The organism is Paenibacillus sp. FSL K6-2524, from assembly GCF_038005525.1.
GTDB lineage: Bacteria > Bacillota > Bacilli > Paenibacillales > Paenibacillaceae > Fontibacillus > Fontibacillus anaericanus.
Genome location: NZ_JBBOSP010000001.1, coordinates 662,674 through 682,081 on the forward strand (window position 1 = coordinate 662,674; position 19,408 = coordinate 682,081).

At 41.5% G+C, this 19,408-nt stretch carries 17 protein-coding genes; 10 read left to right on the top strand and 7 right to left on the bottom strand.

Annotation, left to right across the window (positions count from 1 at the left end; genetic code table 11):
• Positions 1–25 precede the first annotated feature (25 nt).
• From NST85_RS02830 to NST85_RS02840, 3 genes are all read left to right on the top strand, one after another.
• The gene (locus tag NST85_RS02830) at positions 26–1,327 is read left to right on the top strand and encodes a carbohydrate ABC transporter permease (RefSeq protein WP_341188495.1); all 1,302 of its coding nucleotides are present in this window, start codon (positions 26–28) and stop codon (positions 1,325–1,327) included.
• On the top strand, positions 1,324–2,169 hold the full coding sequence (locus NST85_RS02835; RefSeq protein WP_127189979.1) for a sugar ABC transporter permease: 846 nt from the start codon (positions 1,324–1,326) through the stop codon (positions 2,167–2,169). Before NST85_RS02830 ends, NST85_RS02835 begins: the two co-directional genes overlap by 4 nt.
• Before the next feature lie 157 nt (positions 2,170–2,326).
• Positions 2,327–4,405, top strand: coding sequence for a methyl-accepting chemotaxis protein (locus NST85_RS02840; RefSeq protein ID WP_341188496.1), 2,079 nt, complete (start codon positions 2,327–2,329; stop codon positions 4,403–4,405).
• A gap of 111 nt (positions 4,406–4,516) precedes the next feature.
• On the opposite strand, the gene NST85_RS02845 is transcribed toward NST85_RS02840, so the two are convergent.
• The 4 genes from NST85_RS02845 to NST85_RS02860 all read right to left on the bottom strand — a co-directional run bounded on the left by NST85_RS02845 (position 4,517) and on the right by NST85_RS02860 (position 10,331).
• Positions 4,517–6,238, bottom strand: coding sequence for an alpha-amylase family glycosyl hydrolase (locus tag NST85_RS02845; RefSeq protein ID WP_127189981.1), 1,722 nt, complete (start codon positions 6,236–6,238; stop codon positions 4,517–4,519).
• 327 nt (positions 6,239–6,565) lie between these two features.
• Positions 6,566–7,519 (bottom strand): LacI family DNA-binding transcriptional regulator, encoded by a 954-nt coding sequence (locus tag NST85_RS02850; RefSeq protein WP_341188497.1) that lies wholly within the window; start codon positions 7,517–7,519, stop codon positions 6,566–6,568.
• 128 nt (positions 7,520–7,647) lie between these two features.
• The gene (locus NST85_RS02855) at positions 7,648–9,009 is read right to left on the bottom strand and encodes an alpha/beta hydrolase (RefSeq protein WP_127189983.1); all 1,362 of its coding nucleotides are present in this window, start codon (positions 9,007–9,009) and stop codon (positions 7,648–7,650) included.
• Entirely contained in the window at positions 9,006–10,331 is a 1,326-nt protein-coding gene (locus NST85_RS02860) for an alpha/beta hydrolase (RefSeq protein ID WP_127189984.1), read from the bottom strand. Before NST85_RS02860 ends, NST85_RS02855 begins: the two co-directional genes overlap by 4 nt.
• Positions 10,332–10,442: 111 nt before the next feature.
• On the opposite strand from NST85_RS02860, the gene NST85_RS02865 reads away from it, so the two are divergent.
• The 3 genes from NST85_RS02865 (at position 10,443) to NST85_RS02875 (ending at position 13,375) form a co-directional block, all read left to right on the top strand.
• Positions 10,443–11,813, top strand: coding sequence for an MATE family efflux transporter (locus NST85_RS02865; protein WP_246053927.1), 1,371 nt, complete (start codon positions 10,443–10,445; stop codon positions 11,811–11,813).
• A 192-nt stretch (positions 11,814–12,005) separates the two neighbouring features.
• Complete coding sequence (locus tag NST85_RS02870; RefSeq protein WP_127189985.1) at positions 12,006–12,440, top strand: NfeD family protein; 435 nt, start codon at positions 12,006–12,008, stop codon at positions 12,438–12,440.
• Positions 12,440–13,375 (top strand): SPFH domain-containing protein, encoded by a 936-nt coding sequence (locus NST85_RS02875; protein ID WP_127189986.1) that lies wholly within the window; start codon positions 12,440–12,442, stop codon positions 13,373–13,375. Before NST85_RS02870 ends, NST85_RS02875 begins: the two co-directional genes overlap by 1 nt.
• Before the next feature lie 110 nt (positions 13,376–13,485).
• Here NST85_RS02875 and NST85_RS02880 read toward each other — a convergent pair whose 3' ends face one another.
• Positions 13,486–14,154, bottom strand: coding sequence for a PspA/IM30 family protein (locus tag NST85_RS02880; RefSeq protein ID WP_127189987.1), 669 nt, complete (start codon positions 14,152–14,154; stop codon positions 13,486–13,488).
• A 29-nt stretch (positions 14,155–14,183) separates the two neighbouring features.
• On the bottom strand, positions 14,184–14,408 hold the full coding sequence (locus tag NST85_RS02885; protein ID WP_127189988.1) for a PspC domain-containing protein: 225 nt from the start codon (positions 14,406–14,408) through the stop codon (positions 14,184–14,186).
• A 259-nt stretch (positions 14,409–14,667) separates the two neighbouring features.
• Here NST85_RS02885 and NST85_RS02890 point away from each other — a divergent pair, with 259 nt between their 5' ends.
• The 3 genes from NST85_RS02890 (at position 14,668) to NST85_RS02900 (ending at position 17,289) form a co-directional block, all read left to right on the top strand.
• A complete protein-coding gene (locus tag NST85_RS02890; RefSeq protein ID WP_307398051.1) occupies positions 14,668–15,213 on the top strand; it encodes a flavodoxin family protein in 546 nt (181 codons plus the stop codon).
• 92 nt (positions 15,214–15,305) lie between these two features.
• The gene (locus tag NST85_RS02895; protein WP_341191061.1) at positions 15,306–16,055 is read left to right on the top strand and encodes a glycerophosphodiester phosphodiesterase; all 750 of its coding nucleotides are present in this window, start codon (positions 15,306–15,308) and stop codon (positions 16,053–16,055) included.
• A gap of 19 nt (positions 16,056–16,074) precedes the next feature.
• On the top strand, positions 16,075–17,289 hold the full coding sequence (locus NST85_RS02900; RefSeq protein WP_127189990.1) for an SLC45 family MFS transporter: 1,215 nt from the start codon (positions 16,075–16,077) through the stop codon (positions 17,287–17,289).
• Between the two features lie 110 nt (positions 17,290–17,399).
• Here the strand turns inward: NST85_RS02900 and NST85_RS02905 are convergent, their stop codons facing one another.
• On the bottom strand, positions 17,400–18,077 hold the full coding sequence (locus NST85_RS02905) for a YcnI family copper-binding membrane protein (protein WP_341188498.1): 678 nt from the start codon (positions 18,075–18,077) through the stop codon (positions 17,400–17,402).
• Between the two features lie 248 nt (positions 18,078–18,325).
• Between NST85_RS02905 and NST85_RS02910 the strand changes: the two genes are divergently transcribed.
• Positions 18,326–19,303 (top strand): diaminopimelate dehydrogenase, encoded by a 978-nt coding sequence (locus NST85_RS02910; protein ID WP_127189991.1) that lies wholly within the window; start codon positions 18,326–18,328, stop codon positions 19,301–19,303.
• Positions 19,304–19,408: the final 105 nt, after the last annotated feature.

Consider the following 19,408-nt stretch of genomic DNA (forward strand, 5'->3'; position numbering starts at 1 on the left):
TCAAAGGGAGAGGAGAAGGAACGCAATGGACCGACATCGGAACAAAGCAACGATACTGTCAATTTTATGCATGGGATTGGGACAATTATATAACCGGCAATTTATAAAAGGATTAATCTTGTTAATATTTGAAGTCTTTAGCGTTACATATCTCATTAATAATTTGCCAAGAGCACTATGGGGAATTGTTACTCTTGGGGAAAAGCCAAGAATGCTCGTAAAAGGAAAATGGATGGACGGGGACCATTCCATTTTTATAATGGTAACTAGTTTGATTACGATATTGTTTCTATTGATTTTTATTGGAGTTTATATTCTAAATGTCAAAGATGCCAGAAAGATTGGCCGGGATAGGGAACTTGGGAAACAAGTGAATAATTTCAGGCAGTCAGTCAGATATGTACTTGACTATAAATTTGCCCTAGCCTTTTTGAGTATTCCTGCTACAGGGATTTTATTCTTAACGGTGATGCCGATTATATTTATGGTGATGTTGTCATTCACTAACTATTCTGCACCGAATCATATACCTCCAGCTAAGTTAGTGGGTTGGGTTGGATTCGATACATTTAAAAGCCTATTAGTACTTAAGACCTGGAGTCAAACTTTCTATGGTGTATTGACTTGGACTATTATCTGGGCAGTGTTATCAACGGTCACCACCTATTTCGGAGGAATGCTAGTTGCATTGCTCATTAATCAAAAGGGGATTCGCTTTAAGGGGTTATGGAGAACGATATTGATTCTTCCCTACGCAATTCCGCAGATTATCTCGTTACTAGTTATGAGAATGATGTTTAACGGCCAGTTTGGAGCAATAAATCAATATCTTGGGTATTTTGGACTTGGAGGGCTGCCGTGGCTGACCGATGAATTCTGGGCCAAGGTAACCTTAATCGTCGTTAATATGTGGGTTGGTATTCCTGTCTCTATGTTACTCATCATGGGAGTGCTGACAACGATACCAAGAGATATGTATGAAGCGGCTGAGGTCGATGGTGCGACTGGATTCCAAAAGTTCAAGATCGTTACCTTACCGATGATTTTATTTACAACGGCGCCAACGCTCATCATGCAGTTTGCTGGTAACATTAACAATTTCAATATGATCTACCTGTTGACAGGTGGAGATCCAGTCAAAGGCGACTATCAATATGCTGGAGCTACTGATTTGCTAGTAACATGGTTATATAAACTAACGCTAAATCAGAATAAATACAACATGGCTTCTGCTATCGGTATCATTATCTTCTTGATCGTTGCCTCGTTCTCGATATACAACTATCGTCGAACCAAGTCATTTAAAGAGGAGGATATGATCCAATGAGCGGACATAAAATCAAAAATAACCTACGGTTAGGTGTAAGCTATATTACATTGGTTTTATTGGCAATTGCGGCGATCTACCCGGCCTTATGGATCATAATGGGTTCCGTTCGGCCCGGAAAGTCCTTATATAGTAAAACACTGTTTCCCGAGTCCATTACGTTTAGTCACTACAAAGAGCTATTCCATTCACAAACTGTTCTATTTGGACAATGGTATATGAACACCTTGAAGGTTGCTACTTTTTCAACGATACTAGGAGTCCTTCTTATCTTGCTTACTAGTTATGCTGTATCCAGATTCCGGTTTCGTGGACGTCAGACTGCGCTTTCGGTTGTGCTGGTATTAGGGATGTTTCCTGGTTTTATGAGTATGATTGCAATCTTCTTATTGCTTAAAGAAATAAACTTGTTGGATACACACACCGCTATAATTCTTGTGTATGCATCTGGAGCACCTTTAGGAGGAACGTTGATAGCAAAAGGATTTTTTGACACGATTCCTCGATCTCTGGATGAAGCGGCAAGAATTGATGGAGCCAGCAATTTTGCTATTTTCTCACGTATTATTTTGCCCTTATCTAGGCCTATACTGACCTATCTAGCATTACTCCAGTTTGTTGGCCCATGGGCGGATTTCATCTTTGCTAGGCTCGTTCTCCGGTCTAAAGACAAATGGACCATTGCGGTCGGGATGTGGGACATGGTTAATAGTAACCAGAACTCCAACTTCACATTATTTGCAGCTGGAGCAGTCCTAATCGCCGTGCCGATTACAATATTGTTCATGTTTCTACAGCGATTACTGGTTGATGGTTTAACATCAGGCGCTAGTAAAGGTTAATAATTACAACATAGAGGATCCAAGTAGATCCATCATAAAGAGCAAAATCACTAATGGTATAGTCTCAGCATTCGCGAGAGGCTATACCATTTTTTCACAATAAAAACCCTTTGAATATTTCTTACTGAAATTACCCATTAGAAGGGGGAGGCAAACTATGAAATTTTGGGGTCGGATTCAATTTAAGTCGGTCGGAATGAAGTTGTTTTTTATTATATTTGGGGCGATTGTATTGTTGTCAGTGGTTTTGGGGTTAAGCTCGTATGTCATGTCCAAAGAAATCATCCGTGGTCAGGTTGGGATGGCATCGAGTCAAGCGATTGAACAGGCGGCGGACAAGCTTGATTTCCTGTTTACACAATATGAATCGATATCTAGACAGTTAGCTGTAGATCAGACCTTGAAGAGTGATTTGGAGATCGTGAACAAGGAAAATGTTGATACTGTAACAAAGAATCAAGCTGAGAGTCGGATTAATAAAAGATTGGATTCCTTGAGAGCGTCCGATGATCGGTTATTAGCTGTGAGACTTGTCAGCAAGAGCATGGAAGATGTTAAATCGTACAAGTCTACTGGTATTGCTGCTATCCGCACGGATGAGGTTGTTGAGAGTAGGGTGAAGTCGGTCCTTGATGCTAGTGGTGAACCAGTATGGTTACCCGCACTTTCGAAGGGGTTCTTCGACGCCTACACGGAACCAACGGTAACCATGGGTAGACTGTTACGAAACATGAAGAACCCGGATGCGGAATACATACTGTTAATAGAGATCAAGGAGAGATCGCTCGGAAGCTTATTATCCAATTTAAAGATTGGTAATTCCGGAGAAGTACGTATCCTGACAGCGGACAATAAGATCGTTCATGCCCCCGATGTTGAACTATTGGAGTCCGAGTCATTTATTGGTTTAGATGACAGTGTGTTGAAGAGTGAACAAAGCTCGTTCAGCAGGGAAGATGAACAAGGTGTTAAACAATTGGTGGTTTATCAACCACTGCTAACGGGGGATTGGCGCATTATAGGGTATGCTCCTGAAAGTGACTTCCTCAGTGCAGCGGACAAGCTAATTTATGTGATGTTAATCGTATTGTTGCTTGCTATTATTGTGGCACTGCTTATTGGATATTCTTTGGTCCGAATGATTGGCAAGCCACTGGAGAAATTATGTCGTTTGATGGAAGAAGGGGAGCGCGGGAACTTGAAGGTGCGTGCTCATTTTAAGGGGCGGGATGAAATTGGCCGACTCGGACATAGTTTCAATAAGATGCTGGAACAGATTTCTTTGCTGGTAGATCGAACGAACCATTCGACGCTGGAATTACTAACGACAGCTGAGAATTTGGCAAAGGCATCGAAGGATACATCTCAAACCGCAGGGGAAATATCAGGAGCAACATTAGAAATTGCCAAAGGTGCAGCAAGTTTAGCTAATGAAGCAGAGAGAGGTACTGAACTTGTAGAGGATATAGGCACTCAAATGAACAAAGTAGTTGAAATGAATGATACGATGAATCAATCGGTTGAACGTGTTATTGAAGTTAGTTATCAGGGCAAAGAGTATATGGAGCAGTTAGTCAGCAAAACAGAAGCCGTTACACGTATGACCGGATTAATTGAAGAAAATTCCGACAAGCTCAGTAAGAGCACCTATTCAATCCGAAACATATTAGCACCCATGGTGGAAATGACCAAGCAGACGAATATCCTGTCGCTTAATGCTTCAATCGAAGCGGCACGAGCGGGCGCAGCGGGCAAAGGATTCATGGTCATTGCGGAGGAAATACGTAAACTTGCTGTTCAATCTAACAATTCAATTCAGACGGTGTCTATGATTACAGAGGAAATTCAGGAAGCGATTCAGAATACGGTGAATGTATTGCTAAGTATTTCACCTATGTTTGATGAGCAATTAAACTCGGTGAACGAGGTGAGTTCCATCTTTCAGAACGTGACAGGGGAAATGGAGAATTTCGTGGGAGATATTCAGAGCTCCTCTACCTCGGTTCATGAACTGTTGGCCTCTCAAGTATCGCTGGGAGAATTCATCATGAACGTAAGTTCAGTAGTCCAGCAGAGTAATGCTTCAACGGAAGAGGTGGCCTCCATGTCTTCAGATCAATATAAGGTAAGTGAAGAACTTGTTGCGCTATCCAACCGTTTAGAGGAGCTTGCTGAGTCACTAAATCAGTCCTTAAATGCATTTCATATCGAGACGGATAAAGATGTTCCAGCGTAATAAGCAATTTTGATTTATATAAACACGTGAATAGGGGCTGTTCCCAGAAGTCTTTATCGACCTGGGAACAGCCCCTTTATGTTCTTGAGCAACAGGAGAGTTGCAGTGTAACTATTTGAGAATTACAGTGGTATAAGCCGGTAAAGTTAACGTGTTACTAGTAAGGGTAGCCTCTGGTTTCGTGGCTTGCAAAATACTCTTAAATTCGCCAAGATCTGTGTCCAGAGCTAATCCTAACGTTTGTTCCTTACCTGATAAGTTATGAACAACAAGAACCGTTTCCTCATCACTCTGACGGATGTAAGCTGCCAAACTGGCATTATCGGTCGTGTATTCTTGGATTCCCCCGTCTCTTAGAGCGGGTATAGAACTTTTCCAACGAATTAATTGTCGATAATGGGAGAGTAGAGAATCTGGATCAGATAATTGTTCTTCCACACTAGATCTTGCTGTGCCATGATTGTTGATAGATGCCTGCCAAGTCGCCTGTCCAGCGGCACTGTCATCTGTGAACCAAACCATTGGCTCGCGGATCCCTTCGTCAGGTTTTACTCCAAGCATCCCAATCTCTTCTCCGTAATAGATAAATGGATTTCCTGGGAGAGTCAGCAGGAGGCTCGCCGCCATCTTAGCATGTTCTTTGTTCCCCTCTAATTGGCTCATTACTCGGTTTAAGTCATGATTAGTCAGAAATGTTGCGTCGACGAATTCGCCACCAGACTTCTCAGCATATAGCTTATAGGTACGTTCGAGAATAAAACCAATGTTGTTGTCTCGTTCTGATTTAGCAGACTGGATTATCGTCTCAGCTAAGCTGAAATTGAAGCTGGAGTCAAACGCTTTATTGAGATAAGAGGCAACCGTCACAGCTCCTTTATCCCATACTTCACTGACGAGGTAAGTATTGGGATTACTTTGCACTAGACCGCTGCGAAACTCTTGCCACCAAGCCACATTCTTATCTGTCGTTTCTTGGCTTTTATCGGTTAGTAAATCCTCGTAGATATGTTTGGCTGCATCCACTCGGAAGCCGTCCAGCCCCTTTTCTAACCAGAACTTCCCTATATCTTTCATCTCATCCCGGACTTCTTGATTGTCGAAGTTCAGATCTGGCATACCTCCCCAGAAGATACCGAGGTAGTGACCATCTTTGCCCTCCACAGTGTGCCAAGGATCACCAGTACTAGCAGCACTGGTTCCACCTAGGCTTCGATTGGAATCCTCGGCCCATACATACCAGTTGCGGTACTTGCTACTTTTGTCCTTGGCGGACTGGGTGAACCATGGATTTTCATTACTTGTATGATTGACGACTAAATCCATAATGACCTTAATTCCCCGTTTATGCGCTTCATTAATAAAATTTGTGAAGTCCTCCATTGTACCATAATCAGGATTGACTTCCCGATAGTTGCTGACGTCATAACCGTGATAGCTAGGTGAAGTGTTAATAGGCATTAACCATATCCCACCGATACCAAGATCATTGTCTGTATCTGGATTACCATCGTTCAGATAGTCCAACTTTTCCGTAAGCCCTTTGAAATCACCTATTCCATCACCATCTGAGTCATAAAAGGAGCGGACGAAAATTTCATAATAAACGGTGGATGGCTGAGTATCTAAGGAAGTTGTTGTCAACGTAGGTATGCTAGGATCATTGCTTAGATTATTTGTGGGGGATTCTGTCTCATTTGCTCCATTCGAAGAGGTGTTGGAAATGCCCCCAGTACAACCTGTCAGTAGAACTATGAATAGGGTTGTGACTAAGGCTACATGTAGGGTCCATCTGGATGTCTGACTTGAAGAGATAAACCAATTTCGATATTTCATAAATGACCTCCTTACAAGTGTAAACGCTTTATTAACTCATCATACCCCAGGCATCGAAATAATTCAAACGTTTGCACATCGAAAAAGGAACTAAAGTTTTAGGAGATAGCAGCACTTGTTTTGGTTTGAATACTGAATGATATGAAGTGAGATTGAAGTGAGATTAAAGTGAGGATAGGAGATTTCTCCAGTTCAAATGACTGAAATCGACTCGTGTTCAACTTAAATGAAGTTTCTCCATCTGATTTTACGTTTTAATGCAAAAGAGATGGAGAATGCTTAAATGTACTCGAGTTACTCCAGTTAAATGAGAAAAAAGGAGGAGGATTATCGCATCATCTTACTAAATATTATATGTGAAGCTGGATCCTCTATGCTATTAGCCACATTAGTAGGTATGGGGGCATGTAAAAGATGTTGCATTAATTCAAAAGCAAGTTCCGCAGTATCTGCTGTTGGATTCATATGAATCGGTTGCACTGTTGGGGGGAGTATATGTGGACATCCTCCAGTACAAAGGACAAACACGTCAAGTTGCAATCGAACGGTTTCATTGGCTACCAATGTTCCAATAAATTCGTTAGTCACGATCCCCATGTTGCCACGTTGTTGCTCAAGGAAAGAAGACAAGCCTTCCATATTATCAGCATCGAGCACATATACACAATCGGCTGGGACCTGTGAAGAGCGAATGATATTTTCAGTCATCTCTTTATTATTAAACGCTTCAGTAACCAAAAACCAGGATTTCGATGTTACTCCAACCATTTCTCTGAGTTTAAAAAAGGCCTCTTCATAATCAATGAGTACCTTATAGAATAAGGGGTCTTGAATATAGCTATCCAACACAATTAACGGAACACCCATTTGAAAATGCACGGATATGTCATTGAATACATCACTATTAACATCAACAAGGAAAACGCCATCCAACTCACGCTCTAAAACAATATTTAGGCTCGGTTTGTTGGTGTCTATATAAGATACGAGTAAATGATAGCCCTTGTCCTTACACAGCGACTCTAATCTTTCAGTTAACATGCCCCAATATAATTTTCTCCAAAATCCGTCGTTTGAATTCCTCATTAATAAGAGACCTAACAGACCGGTTTTTCCTTTAACAAGTGACCTTGCTGTTAGGTTAGGGACATAATTTAATCTGGATGCTATTTCTAAAACACGGTTACGTGTTTCATCTGAAATGGTTTGATTGTTTACTTGATTAAGAATATAACTGACTGTTGCTGAAGACACATTGGCTTCACGTGCGATATCTTTCATTGTGATCTTTCTCAACTTGTCGCCTCCATTGACAGATGACAGAATGAACCATGAATCATTGTGAATTGTAAAATATCACTCCAACTCTATCACCGCGGTTTTTTCCTGTCAAACCATGTAGGATGCACCTAAGTGGAGATGTCATTTTCCCAAGCTTCTACGAAATATTTAACCGCCATATCCTGATCTACTTTAAGAATACGATAGTAATTTGGATCCTGAGATCTGAAGGTTTCTTGATTTCCATCCTGAACTTTTATCCTGAATTGCATCCCGATGTCCCTTGGCAGTGTAAATGTCCCGCCATAACTACAATCAGATAGGCGCGGAACCGCCAACTTATCAACGAATAGCGTATCAACTGAGTGCATTTTATAAGGAACTGTAATTAACAGAGAAAGTTGGACTTGCTCGTTCAAATGGGGAATTATATTATATCTTCCGACAACAGAATCAGCGCCATCATAAGCATATGACACCTCAGTTTTTCCAGTTTGTTGTGGAATGAGTGTTCCGTTTGGCTTAATCTCTAGAATATCATGGTGGTCAACGTGATAAATACCGGATAGATCAGTCATTACAAACCCACTATCGTAGGTTACAACAGCATTTGTCTTAACTTCCATTCCGGTCAAACCTAGTTCCTTCCTACCATATAGATGATTTGATACGGGATGGCCGATAGTTCCGAAGAAATAAAGCAATGGAGCATGCACACGTTGTGCCCAGTCCCTCTCAGTATGGGCCCCATTTGGAACTTCGTAATACATGAGGTTTTGACCAGGAACGAAGCCATCATCAATGAGCTGGTCTACTACTTTACGAACATGCTGAACGAGAATATTCGACTCGTTTTCCCCGATATCAATCCAAAGGGATAAGTTAGCCTTATCAACTTCAGGATAGCGTTTATAGAAGATTACTTCTTGTAAGCTGTTTAAATTGAGTCGAATGAAAAATGGAGAGAGAATTGCGAGCTTGGAAAAGATTTCAGGATTACGAAGGCCGATGTTATAAGTTACTAACCCTCCTAAAGAGGAGCCCATTAACGCCGTATGTTCTCTACCTGGTATCGTTGAAAAGGTGTTATCAATATAAGGTTTCAGTTCATCAATAATAAATCGTTCATACAATTCTCCGCGAGTCTCGATATCGGGTGCTCCTTGAATCCCGAGTTCATCTAAAGAATGAGTATATTCATGAAGTCGTTCAGAGCCTCGATTATGTATACCCACAATAATGATTTCTTTCATAAGTCCTTGTGAGACCAATCTGTCCGTTGTCTCATGAATCCTCCAAGAACTTCCGGAGAAAGGATTGGGCTCGAATAGGCCTTGTCCATCATGTAAATACAGAACCGGATAACCTTTATTACTTTGAGTATCATAGCTAGGCGGAAGATAGACTGTAATTCCACGTTCGTTTTGTAGATATTCTGACTTTATGGGGCCAACATGAAGGATTCGACCTGTGAGATTGGACTGATTCATTCTTCCCACTCCTCGACAATGAATTTCAAATGTTGATTATTTGTAGTTGAGAATCTACGACTCTCTTTTCTTTTCTCATGACTCCCGAATTTTTTGGATACCTTAATATCAAAGGTAAGATCACGTGGCAATATGAATCTTCCTTCATACAAGCCATCGCGTACTTTTTGAAGTTTTATGCCAGCATGAATATCTGTATCAGTTGGTGTGCTATCCGGCACCTCTACAGTAATGACTAGTTCAACAGCCTCTGAAATATGTTGTACGATCTCGATATTTGTACTAGCTTTTAGATTCTCAAAAGAAACAGATAAGTTCGTTAAACCCTCCCTATTCGGGGTTAAGGTACCATCCGATAAAATTGACACAATATCAGGTTGATCTATCGAATAATCAGCATGCAATAAACTCATTTTGAAGCCGGAATCATAGGTGACGGTGGGATATAATCGTAAATGTCGTTCATTTAGTCCAATGGTTGTTCTGCCAACAATATCTATACATTGCGGAGTTCCTATATCACCAAAGAAGTATAAGAAAACGGAATATATTCGCTTTGCCCACTCCTCCTGAGTATGGCTTGCTTCTGGATCAAGCAAGAACACGAAATCTGATCCTGGGGTGAATCCAATATCAATGAATTGATCCGCAACTGAACGGACATGTTTAACCATGAGTGTTCCTTCTGCGCCGCCCATATCCATCCAAACTTTAATGGGTGGAGTAGGCTTTTCATCAAATTCTGTATAATTTTTTGTTTCAATCATGTCCTGATCTCCAGATTCAAGTGACACCAACTCGGTTTGGACAAAAAATGGCGAGAGAATTCCGATTTTTCCAAACACATCTGGACGACGAAATCCAATATGATAGGAAACTAACCCGCCAGCAGAAGACCCTAACATCGCGGTATTTTGTTGATCTGACAATGTTCTAAACCGAATATCAATCAAAGGTTTAAGTTCCTCAACTATAAAACGTTCATAGAGCTCTCCGGCACATTTATAATGGTAGCGCTCTTCTACATCCTGATTATAGTGAAAATACTCTGTTACCCTCAAATGAGAAACGGAAGATATAGCGACAATTATGATCTCCTGCATCATTCCTTCGCTGATTAAGTGGTCTGCTGCAATGTGTAGATCCCATGATCCACCTTGTAGGTCTCCTTGAAATGCATGCTGACCGTCGTGTACATAAAGAACAGGATATTGTTTATTAAGTGAGCTCTCATAAGAAGGGGGTAAATAAATAATGATATCCCTACTGCTTTGCAGAAATTTTGAATTCAGATTTTCGAAAGTAACAAAACTTGATTTCATACGATTCCTCCTCTTTACTTATTCGATTAAGTTCTTATACTTATACGTATAAGTTAATATGGGGAGATTATATCTACTTCTCATTTTTTTGTCAATGAAGGGGGAGTTTGGGTGAAGAATACGGGTAGTAACTTATCGATGTTTGCACTGACTTGGCCCATATTTATTGAAATGCTCTTGGGTATGCTTATGGGCAACATCGATACTTTCATGCTTAGTCATTATTCAGATCAGGCAGTGGCTTCAGTGGGGGTAGCGAATCAAATTTTATTTTTTATAAACTTAATGTTTAATGTTGTGTCAGCGGGTACGAGTATTATTATTGCCCAGAATTTAGGGGCAGGCAGGGAGAAATCTGCGACAGAAGTGGCTTCCGTAGCCATTGTTTTAAATATGTTATTTGGGATTCTAGTGAGTGGACTGCTACTAGGTGGTGGAAAATTTGTATTCCGTCTCATGAACATTCCAGAAGAATTAGCTCCAGATGCCACAACTTATTTATTGATTACTGGTGGTTTTGTGTTCATTGAGGCTGTGCGGTTAACTTTGTCGACCATTATCCGTAGTTATGGATTGACTCGTTTGACGATGTACGTAGCTCTTGGAATTAATGTGATTCATTTGGGTGGCAATTATGCGGTTTTATATGGGTCGTTCGGAGCGCCGTTCTCTGGGATTACAGGTGTAGCCATGTCCACAGTGCTCTCCCGATTGATCGGTTTAGTTCTCCTGCTTATCTTGCTGAGGATAAAAACGGATTTCACTTGGAAGCCGCGGGAATTGCGAGGGGCAACAATTCGAACTCATGCTTCAGCGTTATTTAAAATTGGAATTCCAACAGCGGGGGAGAGTTTTTTTTCGACTTTGGCCCAAATTTGTATTACTTCTTTTATTGCTCTTTTAGGTACCCAGGCACTATCAGCTAAAATTTATGCTCAGAATATCGGGATGTTCAACAACCTCTTCACCATCTCCCTCGCACTGGCAACGGAAATTTTGATTGGTCGATACGTTGGTGCCAAGTTGTTTGATGATGCTTACAGGAGAGGCAAGATATATGTTAGAGCTGCTGCAATGTTGTCAGCTGGTTCAGCTTTACTGATTGCTTTAAGCTCCAGTTTTTTGATTTCGTTATTTACGAATAATGAAGTAATCATTAGTCAGGCGATGCAACTATTATGGCTAGCGGTATTATTGGAATCGGGGAGGTCAGGTAATCTGATCCTGATCAATGCACTGCGTGCAGCAGGTGACGTGAAGGTTCCCGTATATATTAGCGTATCGTCTGTATGGATTGTCAGTGTTTCACTATCCTATGTGCTCGGAGTGTATTTCGGATTTGGAATGGTGGGAGTGTATATTGCCTTTATAGCTGATGAATGGATTAAAACGTTCCTGTTAAGGCGTCGATGGAAATCGCGCCGTTGGGAGAGAATAGATCTGATCGGACGAGATCAAGTATCAGGAATTAGTCCATTTTAGGATAATGATCTGATGTGCTAATTGCGAATAAAATAGAATTTCATGGCTTATTTTGACAATGAAGACCTAAAAAAGTCCTGATTTTTAGTGTTCCGAATAATTTTTTAGATACAAAACTTTCATTTATTGATACTTTTTACTCAGATACCCGTATACTATTAGTATAATGCGGAAAGGTGGTGCATCTACTAGATGGATGCATGGGTAGTTTGGTTAATTGCCGCAGGAGTTCTGTTGGTGTTTGAAATGATGACGCTAACTTTCTATCTTCTCTGGTTGAGTCTAGGTGCTGCGGTCGCAGCGATTATCGCACTCATTACTCCAGAGGGATTCCTGTTGCAGGTGTTGGTTGGTTGTTTGGTTGCTTTGGGTTTGACTTTTTTTACAAAGCCAATTGTCAAAAAGCTTCGTGCTTCAAAAGGATTTCAGGATACTGGGACCGAATTAGTAGGAAAGCAAGGAGTAGTGGTCGAACCGATCGAGCAAGGCCAGTATGGTATTGTGAAGGTTGGGGGAGATACCTGGAGCGCCATCTCAACACAGACTCTACGTAAGGATGAACGGGTGCGCGTGCTGGAACGAAGCAGTACCATTATCGAAGTGGAAAGATGGGAGGAAATTATTTAATGGAATGGGCAATTATAGTCGTCGTTCTTCTAGTAGTAGTTGTATTTATCTCACTTACAGTCAAAGTAGTACCACAGCAGCGGGTAGGTGTCGTAGAACGACTAGGTAAATTTCACCGTTTACTAACGCCGGGTCTTAACATTCTGATTCCGGTTATCGATCAAGTACGTGTTAATCATGATCTACGGATTCAACAAGCTAATGTACCACCACAAACCGTAATTACGAAAGATAACGTTCAAGTACAGATCGATACGATTATTTTCTATCAAGTCGTAGGTCCTGAACAAGCTACTTATGGTATCTCCGATTATGTATATGGTGTTAGAAACATTTCAACAGCTACAATGCGTCAAATTATCGGTAAGCTGGAACTGGATGAAACATTGTCCGGCCGTGAGAAAATCTCAACTGAAATCCGGGTTGCCCTGGATGAGGCCACTGAGAAGTGGGGCGTAAGAATTGAGCGGGTTGAAGTTATTGATATTAAACCACCTTTAGATATTCAAGAGTCGATGGACAAACAAATGAAAGCTGAGCGTAGCAAGCGTGCTATCGTTCTGGAAGCTGAAGCTGCTAAGCAGGATATGATTCTGCGCGCAGAAGGGGATAAGCAAAGTAAGATCCTCAAGGCGGAAGGGGATAAGGAAGCTCGTATTCGTGAAGCAGAAGGTTTACGTCAAGCTCAAGAATTGGAAGCACTCGGGGAAGCAGCTGCTATTAGATCAGTAGCCGAGGCTGAGAAGGCACGGATTGAGTTCTTGGCAAGCGCTGGATTGAATGAGCAAATTTTGGCTTATCGTTCCTTTGAGGCATTGGGTGATATCGCTAAAGGACCTGCAAATAAAGTATTTATTCCTTCGAATGCGATCGAGACGCTGGGTAGCTTAGGAGCTATCGGTGAAATCTTCAAAGCAAGCAAAGAGACTAAATAATTAACTTCAATACAGATGCAATGGAAGAGCCCAGGATACTTACATCCTGGGCTCTTCTTATAGCTCTAAAAAATTGCCTGGTAAATGATCTGATTCTACAGATCTAAGATTTATTTCGAGGACAATTTGTTCTTCAAACGCTGGATTTCATCGCGGACTGCGGAGTCATCTACTGCTGGAGTAGAATTAATACTCTCGCTAGGCGAGTATTGATGGCCAGAGACCTCAGCACCAGCTTCCCAAGCTAGAATTTTTTCTTCCATTCGTTGAAATCCTTTAGCTGCATCGCCACTTTCTATGCCGCGGCTGAAGTTAGGACGTTCAGCTTGTGCACGTTCCTTCGCTTTACGTGCTCTTTCCGCTAATTCGTTTTGCTTCTCTTTCAGACGATCGTATTCCTCTTTGCCTTCTTTCAGGCGAATTTCTAACTCAATTACTCGGCCTCTAGCTTCTTCCGCTTCAGTTGCAAACTGTGCGGCTTGCTCCTCATAGTTGATCTTAGCTACAGCAGCTTGACGGGCACGATCTTCGTCTCCCGCTTCTAGTGCTGCCAAGGCATCTAACTCGAATTTTTTCGATGTTGCTTCTGCCTCAGAATTCTTTCTTTTCAGAATACTAGCCGTCATCTTCTGTTCTTTGAGCATGTTTTCTGCTGCAGCGATATCTCCCTCCAGGTTACGTAAATATTGTCCTGTCATCATTACGGGATCTTCTACTTTGTTCAATACTTCATGGATCGTAGCTTTGGTTAAATTAGATAATCTGTCGAATAGGTTCATTTTATTCGCTCCTTTAGGATAATTAGAATTTAATAACTTGAGAATTGGTCATTAGGTCCGAAACCGTAGGTTGGCTCTTTGGGCACGATGATACTACCGAGCAGGTACAAGGCAACTACAGTACCGAAACTGAACAATACTGCTACTACTGCAACTAGCCGTACTACTGTAGGATCTATTCCAAGCCACTGAGCCACCCCTGCGCATAATCCACTGACTTGTTTATCTGTCACAGATCGATATAACCTTTTCATATACTAACCACTCACTTTCCTTTTATGATTTTATGGCGAAGGTAATTGTATTTGTCCGTTGTTCATGTCTTTATTCTAACGGGATTCGTGGCGCCTGATAACGGCCTGCAGACCGTTTGTAGACTGGACTTTGGTCGAGGAAGTTCCTAGTCAAGAAGTCTGGGCTGGCATAAAATGGCTAAATCGTAGTATAACAATAGGGAAGCTGTTTCATCGGATGGATCAACATAAGATCACAATAAGAAGGGAAGTGCGGTACATGAGTATTGCAATTTTACACGGCAGCACAAGAGAGGATGGGAATACCGAGGAACTAGCGAAACTTGTTCTTGAAGGGATTCCTCATACGGAAATTAAACTTCGCGATAAGACGATATTACCGATTCACGATCAAAGGCATGATGAAGGTGGTTTTGATGCAGTAGATGACGATTATGATGGGATTATAAGACAAGTATTAGAACATGACGTTCTTATTTTCACCACTCCGGTATATTGGTATGGGATTTCTGGAATTTTAAAAAATTTCATCGACCGCTGGTCACAAAGCTTACGAGCACCTGATTACGATTTGAAGGCTATTCTCGCTAAGAAAAAGGCATATGTTATTACTGTTGGGGGAGACAATCCGAGAATTAAAGCATTACCCCTAATTCAACAATTGAAATATACATTTGATTATGTTGGCCTCCCTTTTGAAGGGTACATTATCGGTAAAGCCAGCAGACCGGGTGATATGAAGAACGACTCGAGAGCAGCCGTGGAAGCAGCGTGGTTGAATGCCGAGTTGAAGTCTCTGGTATAGGAAATAGCGAACAATGAACAGTAAAAGGAGGGGCGTAAAGCGCCTCTCCTTTATACAGATTTAACAATGTTAAATTACAATAAGGTAGCATGATGTTATTTAAGGAGGACGAAATTTTGACTACTAACATAATTAATTTTGCGCATCGCGGGGCAGCAGGACTCTACCCGGAGAACACGATGATTTCATTTGCCCGTGCCCTAGAACTTGGAGCAACTGGGATTGAGACGGATGTACAAGTGACGAAGGATGGACATTTGATATTGATTCATGATGAGAACCTGCACCGTACGGCAGGGGTTGCGGCATGGGTAAAGGATTTGACATTAGAGGAAGTGAAATCGCATGAAGCTGGTTCGTGGTTTCATGAAGATTACCGTGGAGAGCAAATTCCTACACTTGAGGAACTATTAGAGCTTGTGAAATCCAGTGAAACCATCATTAATTTGGAACTTAAGAATGGTATCGTCATGTATCCCGATATCGAGAAAAAAGTAATTGAGACAGTGCAAAGATATGAAATGTCGGAACGAGTTATTATTTCTAGTTTTAATCATTATTCTTTGGTGGAATGTAAGAAGCTTGCGCCGGAAATCCGTACAGGCATTCTGTATATGGAAGGTTTATATGAGCCATGGGATTATGCAAAGCGGATAGGAGCAGATGCACTGCATGCCAATAAGTTTGCCGTAATTCCAGAACTCGTCGCAGCTGCTGCGGAGCAGGGAGTAGTTTATCATGCATTTACTGTTAACGAGCAAAGTGAAATGAAAGCACTAATTAAGGCGGGAGTAGCCGGAATCATTACAGATTATCCAGACCGTTTGGCAGAACTTTTATAATTATTAGGAGTGTGATGGGGTGAAAAAGACTTGGCTGCTTGGTCTTGGTTTTTTTAGCATCAGCATAACCTGGGCTTTGTATAATGCGTTTGTTCCATTGTTTTTGGACAACTATTTAAAGAGTACGGCGATGATCGGGTTTATGATGACGATTGATAATTATTTTGCGATGTTTTTGCAGCCATGGATTGGTCACCGTAGTGACAAGACGAATTCCAAATACGGGCGACGGATGCCCTATTTGTTAATCGGAATGCCACTGGGTGCTGTTTTTGCCACACTAATTCCTTTACATACAGGGTTCATTACATTAGTTATATTTATGGTGTTGATGAACTTATCTATGAGCTTATTCCGTTCTCCAACGGTCGCACTGATGCCTGACATTACACCGGATCACCTGCGTACAAAGGCAAATGGAGTCATTAATTTTATGGGCGGGCTGGGGTCGGTACTTGCATTTGGTATTGGTTCTAAATTGTACGGGATGGGGTCTTATCTTCCGTTCCTTTGTGCAGGGCTTGTGATGTTATTCTCCATGTTTGTGCTTAAAGCGGTGATTAAGGAGCCTATAACTTTAGCGACTATAAATCCTTCAGAAGTGAAACCGAAAAATCCAGTGCGGATTCGGGAACAATTAGACAAGAAGACGGTATTCATTTTGGCTGCTATCTTCTTCTGGTTTGTTGCTTATCAGGGAGTCGAAGCCCTATTTACCTTATATGGTAAAAATCAATTAGGAATGTCGGATAGCGCTGCTTCCTTCTCATTGACGTTCTTTTCACTTGCTTTCCTTGTTTTTGCTCTGCCGAGTGGTTGGCTTGGGGCTAAATTTGGGAAGAAGAAAATTATCTTAATCGGTGTTGTTGGTCTTATGGTAATTTTCGGATCATTAATATTCATCCAGTCTGTCCTTTGGTTGCGGGTGTTTCTTATTATTGGAGGTCTCTTCTGGGCGTGTATTAATATTAATTCATATCCTTGGATTGTATCGACAGGGCGTGAGGAGAGTATCGGTACTCGGACAGGGATCTATTACTTCGTATCTTCACTAGCTGCAATTACATCTCCACCTTTGCTTGGCCTATTAATCGATACATTTGGATATTCTGCACTCTTTATTAGTGCTACTGGTGGTATGCTGCTTGCATTACTCTGTATGCTTAAAATTGCACCTGATGAAAAGAGGATCGAGAGTGATCCAGGAAATGAAACTCCAATTGGAGCGATATAACAAGCAGAGGGCAATCAAACTCTAGTTTGGTGCTACTGTGTAAAATAAAGAACCTCCGAATCGGCTCTATGGGCGATTCAGGAGGTTCATTGTTGTTTCAGCATGTATGACTAAGTTGACTTCTTAGCGGAGCGTAAAGAGATCCAGAAGGCTATGAGTGCGATAAGTAATGCTACCGAGGACAGCACGATGCTCGTTGTACCTGCAGCTGTAGAACCACCTTGTGTCGCTTCTCTAGCTGGAGTAGCAGTATTGCCTGAGGAGGCGCTTCCACTAGTATGGTTATGGCCACCTGTCATTTCAGTGCCTGTTTCGGTAGTCACCATTGTAATTGAATGAGGGTTCTTCTCGTTCTCTGCGCCAGTCCATTCTACAATACTTCCATCACTATAATATTGATAAGCATCCCACGCTAAGTGGCTCTCTTCTTTAGGGTTCTTAGCTACAAATTCAAACTGCTGGAATTGACCGGGTTGTATCCCATCCCCTTCAGCAGACCATGTGATCATCGTTATTAAACCTGTATCATTTTTGACCAACTCTACTGTCCAATCGGGCACTGGGCGATATTGTTGAAATTCCATACCACTTGGTATTTCAAGTGAAATTTTGACGGTCGGAATGTCCTTCTCAACTGGAATTTTGATGCTGTAGGTCTCCCATGCACCAGGAGAAGAAACTCCAGGGCTTACAGTGACATGCGCGCTGGCTATACCAGAGAACAGTAACAATACAACTGTGGCGATGGTGAAAGAGCTGATAAAACGGTTTTTGAATCTATTCATCATCAAATCTCCTTATCTATGGGTGTAATATGTGACGGTAATCATTGTACAACTATTCTTCCCGAATGAACATGCCTATAACGGGTTATAAATATATGTGGACTGGAAATGTACGTGTATAAATATGTAGAATGATAGTACATCCCGACTATATACAGTGGAAAAGTTGTTTACTTTTTATGTTAGTTATTTAAAAATGAACAAGAGTAAGATAAAATGATAACAGATTGTATTTTAAGGAGGAAACGTTAGTGTCAACAACGATTAAAGTAGGTATTGTAGGATACGGAAACTTAGGGCGTGGCGTGGAAAAAGCGCTGAAACAAAACCCGGATTTCGAACTACGTGCAATTTTTTCAAGAAGAAATCCGGACGATGTGGCGGCTGGAAACGGAGTCGTACATATTTCGGAAGTAGAGAAGTATAAAGGTGATATCGATGTATTGATTCTTTGTGGCGGTTCGGCTACTGATCTTCCAGAGCAAGGTCCAGAGCTTGCAGCGTTGTTTAACACTGTTGACAGCTTTGATACCCATGCAAACATTCCTGGGTATTTCGATAAAGTTAACGCGGCGGCACTTCAAGGTGGTAACGTAAGTGTAATTTCTACTGGCTGGGATCCAGGTTTATTCTCGTTAAATCGCTTGCTAGCAGAGTCGGTGCTTCCTGAAGGTAAAGAGTATACATTCTGGGGCAAGGGCGTTAGCCAAGGCCACTCCGATGCGATTCGTCGTGTTGAGGGCGTAAAGAATGGTGTCCAATATACGATTCCTGTAGAATCCGTGGTAGAGAGTGTTCGTAAAGGTGAGGACCCTGTGTTAACTACGAAAGATAAGCATCTTCGTGAGTGCTACGTTGTTGTCGAAGAAGGCGCAGATAAAGCGAAGATCGAACGTGAGATTAAAGAGATGCCTAACTATTTCGCTGATTATGTGACAACTGTTAATTTTATTAGTGAAGAGGAATTGAAGAGCAATCACTCTGCAATGCCTCACGGTGGTACGGTGTTGAGAAGTGGACGCACAGGTGAGAACAATACGCAGATTATTGAATTTGGATTGAAACTCGATAGTAATCCAGAATTCACTGCCAGTGTTCTTGTAGCCTATACGCGTGCGGTATACAAGTTATCCAAAGATGGACAAGCCGGAGCTAAGACAGTATTCGACATCCCTTTTGGTTTACTCTCACCGAAGTCGCCAGAGCAGCTTCGCAAAGAACTTTTGTAGAATTAGGCTATTCGTTTCTTCATAAATCAATTCTAAACCGCAGGAATCCTATGTTCTTGCGGTTTTTTTTGTGTTGGACAAACATACTTGCGTCGCTATACATAA

What these genes read in the sequence shown, in the direction of transcription:
- NST85_RS02895 (WP_341191061.1), top strand. Translation starts at nt 15,306, where the DNA reads ATGTTATTTAAGGAGGACGAAATTTTGACTACTAACATAATTAATTTT.
- NST85_RS02845 (WP_127189981.1), bottom strand. Translation starts at nt 6,238, where the DNA reads ATGAAATATCGAAATTGGTTTATCTCTTCAAGTCAGACATCCAGATGG.
- NST85_RS02830 (WP_341188495.1), top strand. Translation starts at nt 26, where the DNA reads ATGGACCGACATCGGAACAAAGCAACGATACTGTCAATTTTATGCATG.
- NST85_RS02875 (WP_127189986.1), top strand. Translation starts at nt 12,440, where the DNA reads ATGGAATGGGCAATTATAGTCGTCGTTCTTCTAGTAGTAGTTGTATTT.
- NST85_RS02890 (WP_307398051.1), top strand. Translation starts at nt 14,668, where the DNA reads ATGAGTATTGCAATTTTACACGGCAGCACAAGAGAGGATGGGAATACC.
- NST85_RS02885 (WP_127189988.1), bottom strand. Translation starts at nt 14,408, where the DNA reads ATGAAAAGGTTATATCGATCTGTGACAGATAAACAAGTCAGTGGATTA.
- NST85_RS02850 (WP_341188497.1), bottom strand. Translation starts at nt 7,519, where the DNA reads ATGAAAGATATCGCACGTGAAGCCAATGTGTCTTCAGCAACAGTCAGT.
- NST85_RS02880 (WP_127189987.1), bottom strand. Translation starts at nt 14,154, where the DNA reads ATGAACCTATTCGACAGATTATCTAATTTAACCAAAGCTACGATCCAT.
- NST85_RS02905 (WP_341188498.1), bottom strand. Translation starts at nt 18,077, where the DNA reads ATGATGAATAGATTCAAAAACCGTTTTATCAGCTCTTTCACCATCGCC.
- NST85_RS02855 (WP_127189983.1), bottom strand. Translation starts at nt 9,009, where the DNA reads ATGAATCAGTCCAATCTCACAGGTCGAATCCTTCATGTTGGCCCCATA.
- NST85_RS02835 (WP_127189979.1), top strand. Translation starts at nt 1,324, where the DNA reads ATGAGCGGACATAAAATCAAAAATAACCTACGGTTAGGTGTAAGCTAT.
- NST85_RS02860 (WP_127189984.1), bottom strand. Translation starts at nt 10,331, where the DNA reads ATGAAATCAAGTTTTGTTACTTTCGAAAATCTGAATTCAAAATTTCTG.
- NST85_RS02870 (WP_127189985.1), top strand. Translation starts at nt 12,006, where the DNA reads ATGGATGCATGGGTAGTTTGGTTAATTGCCGCAGGAGTTCTGTTGGTG.
- NST85_RS02840 (WP_341188496.1), top strand. Translation starts at nt 2,327, where the DNA reads ATGAAATTTTGGGGTCGGATTCAATTTAAGTCGGTCGGAATGAAGTTG.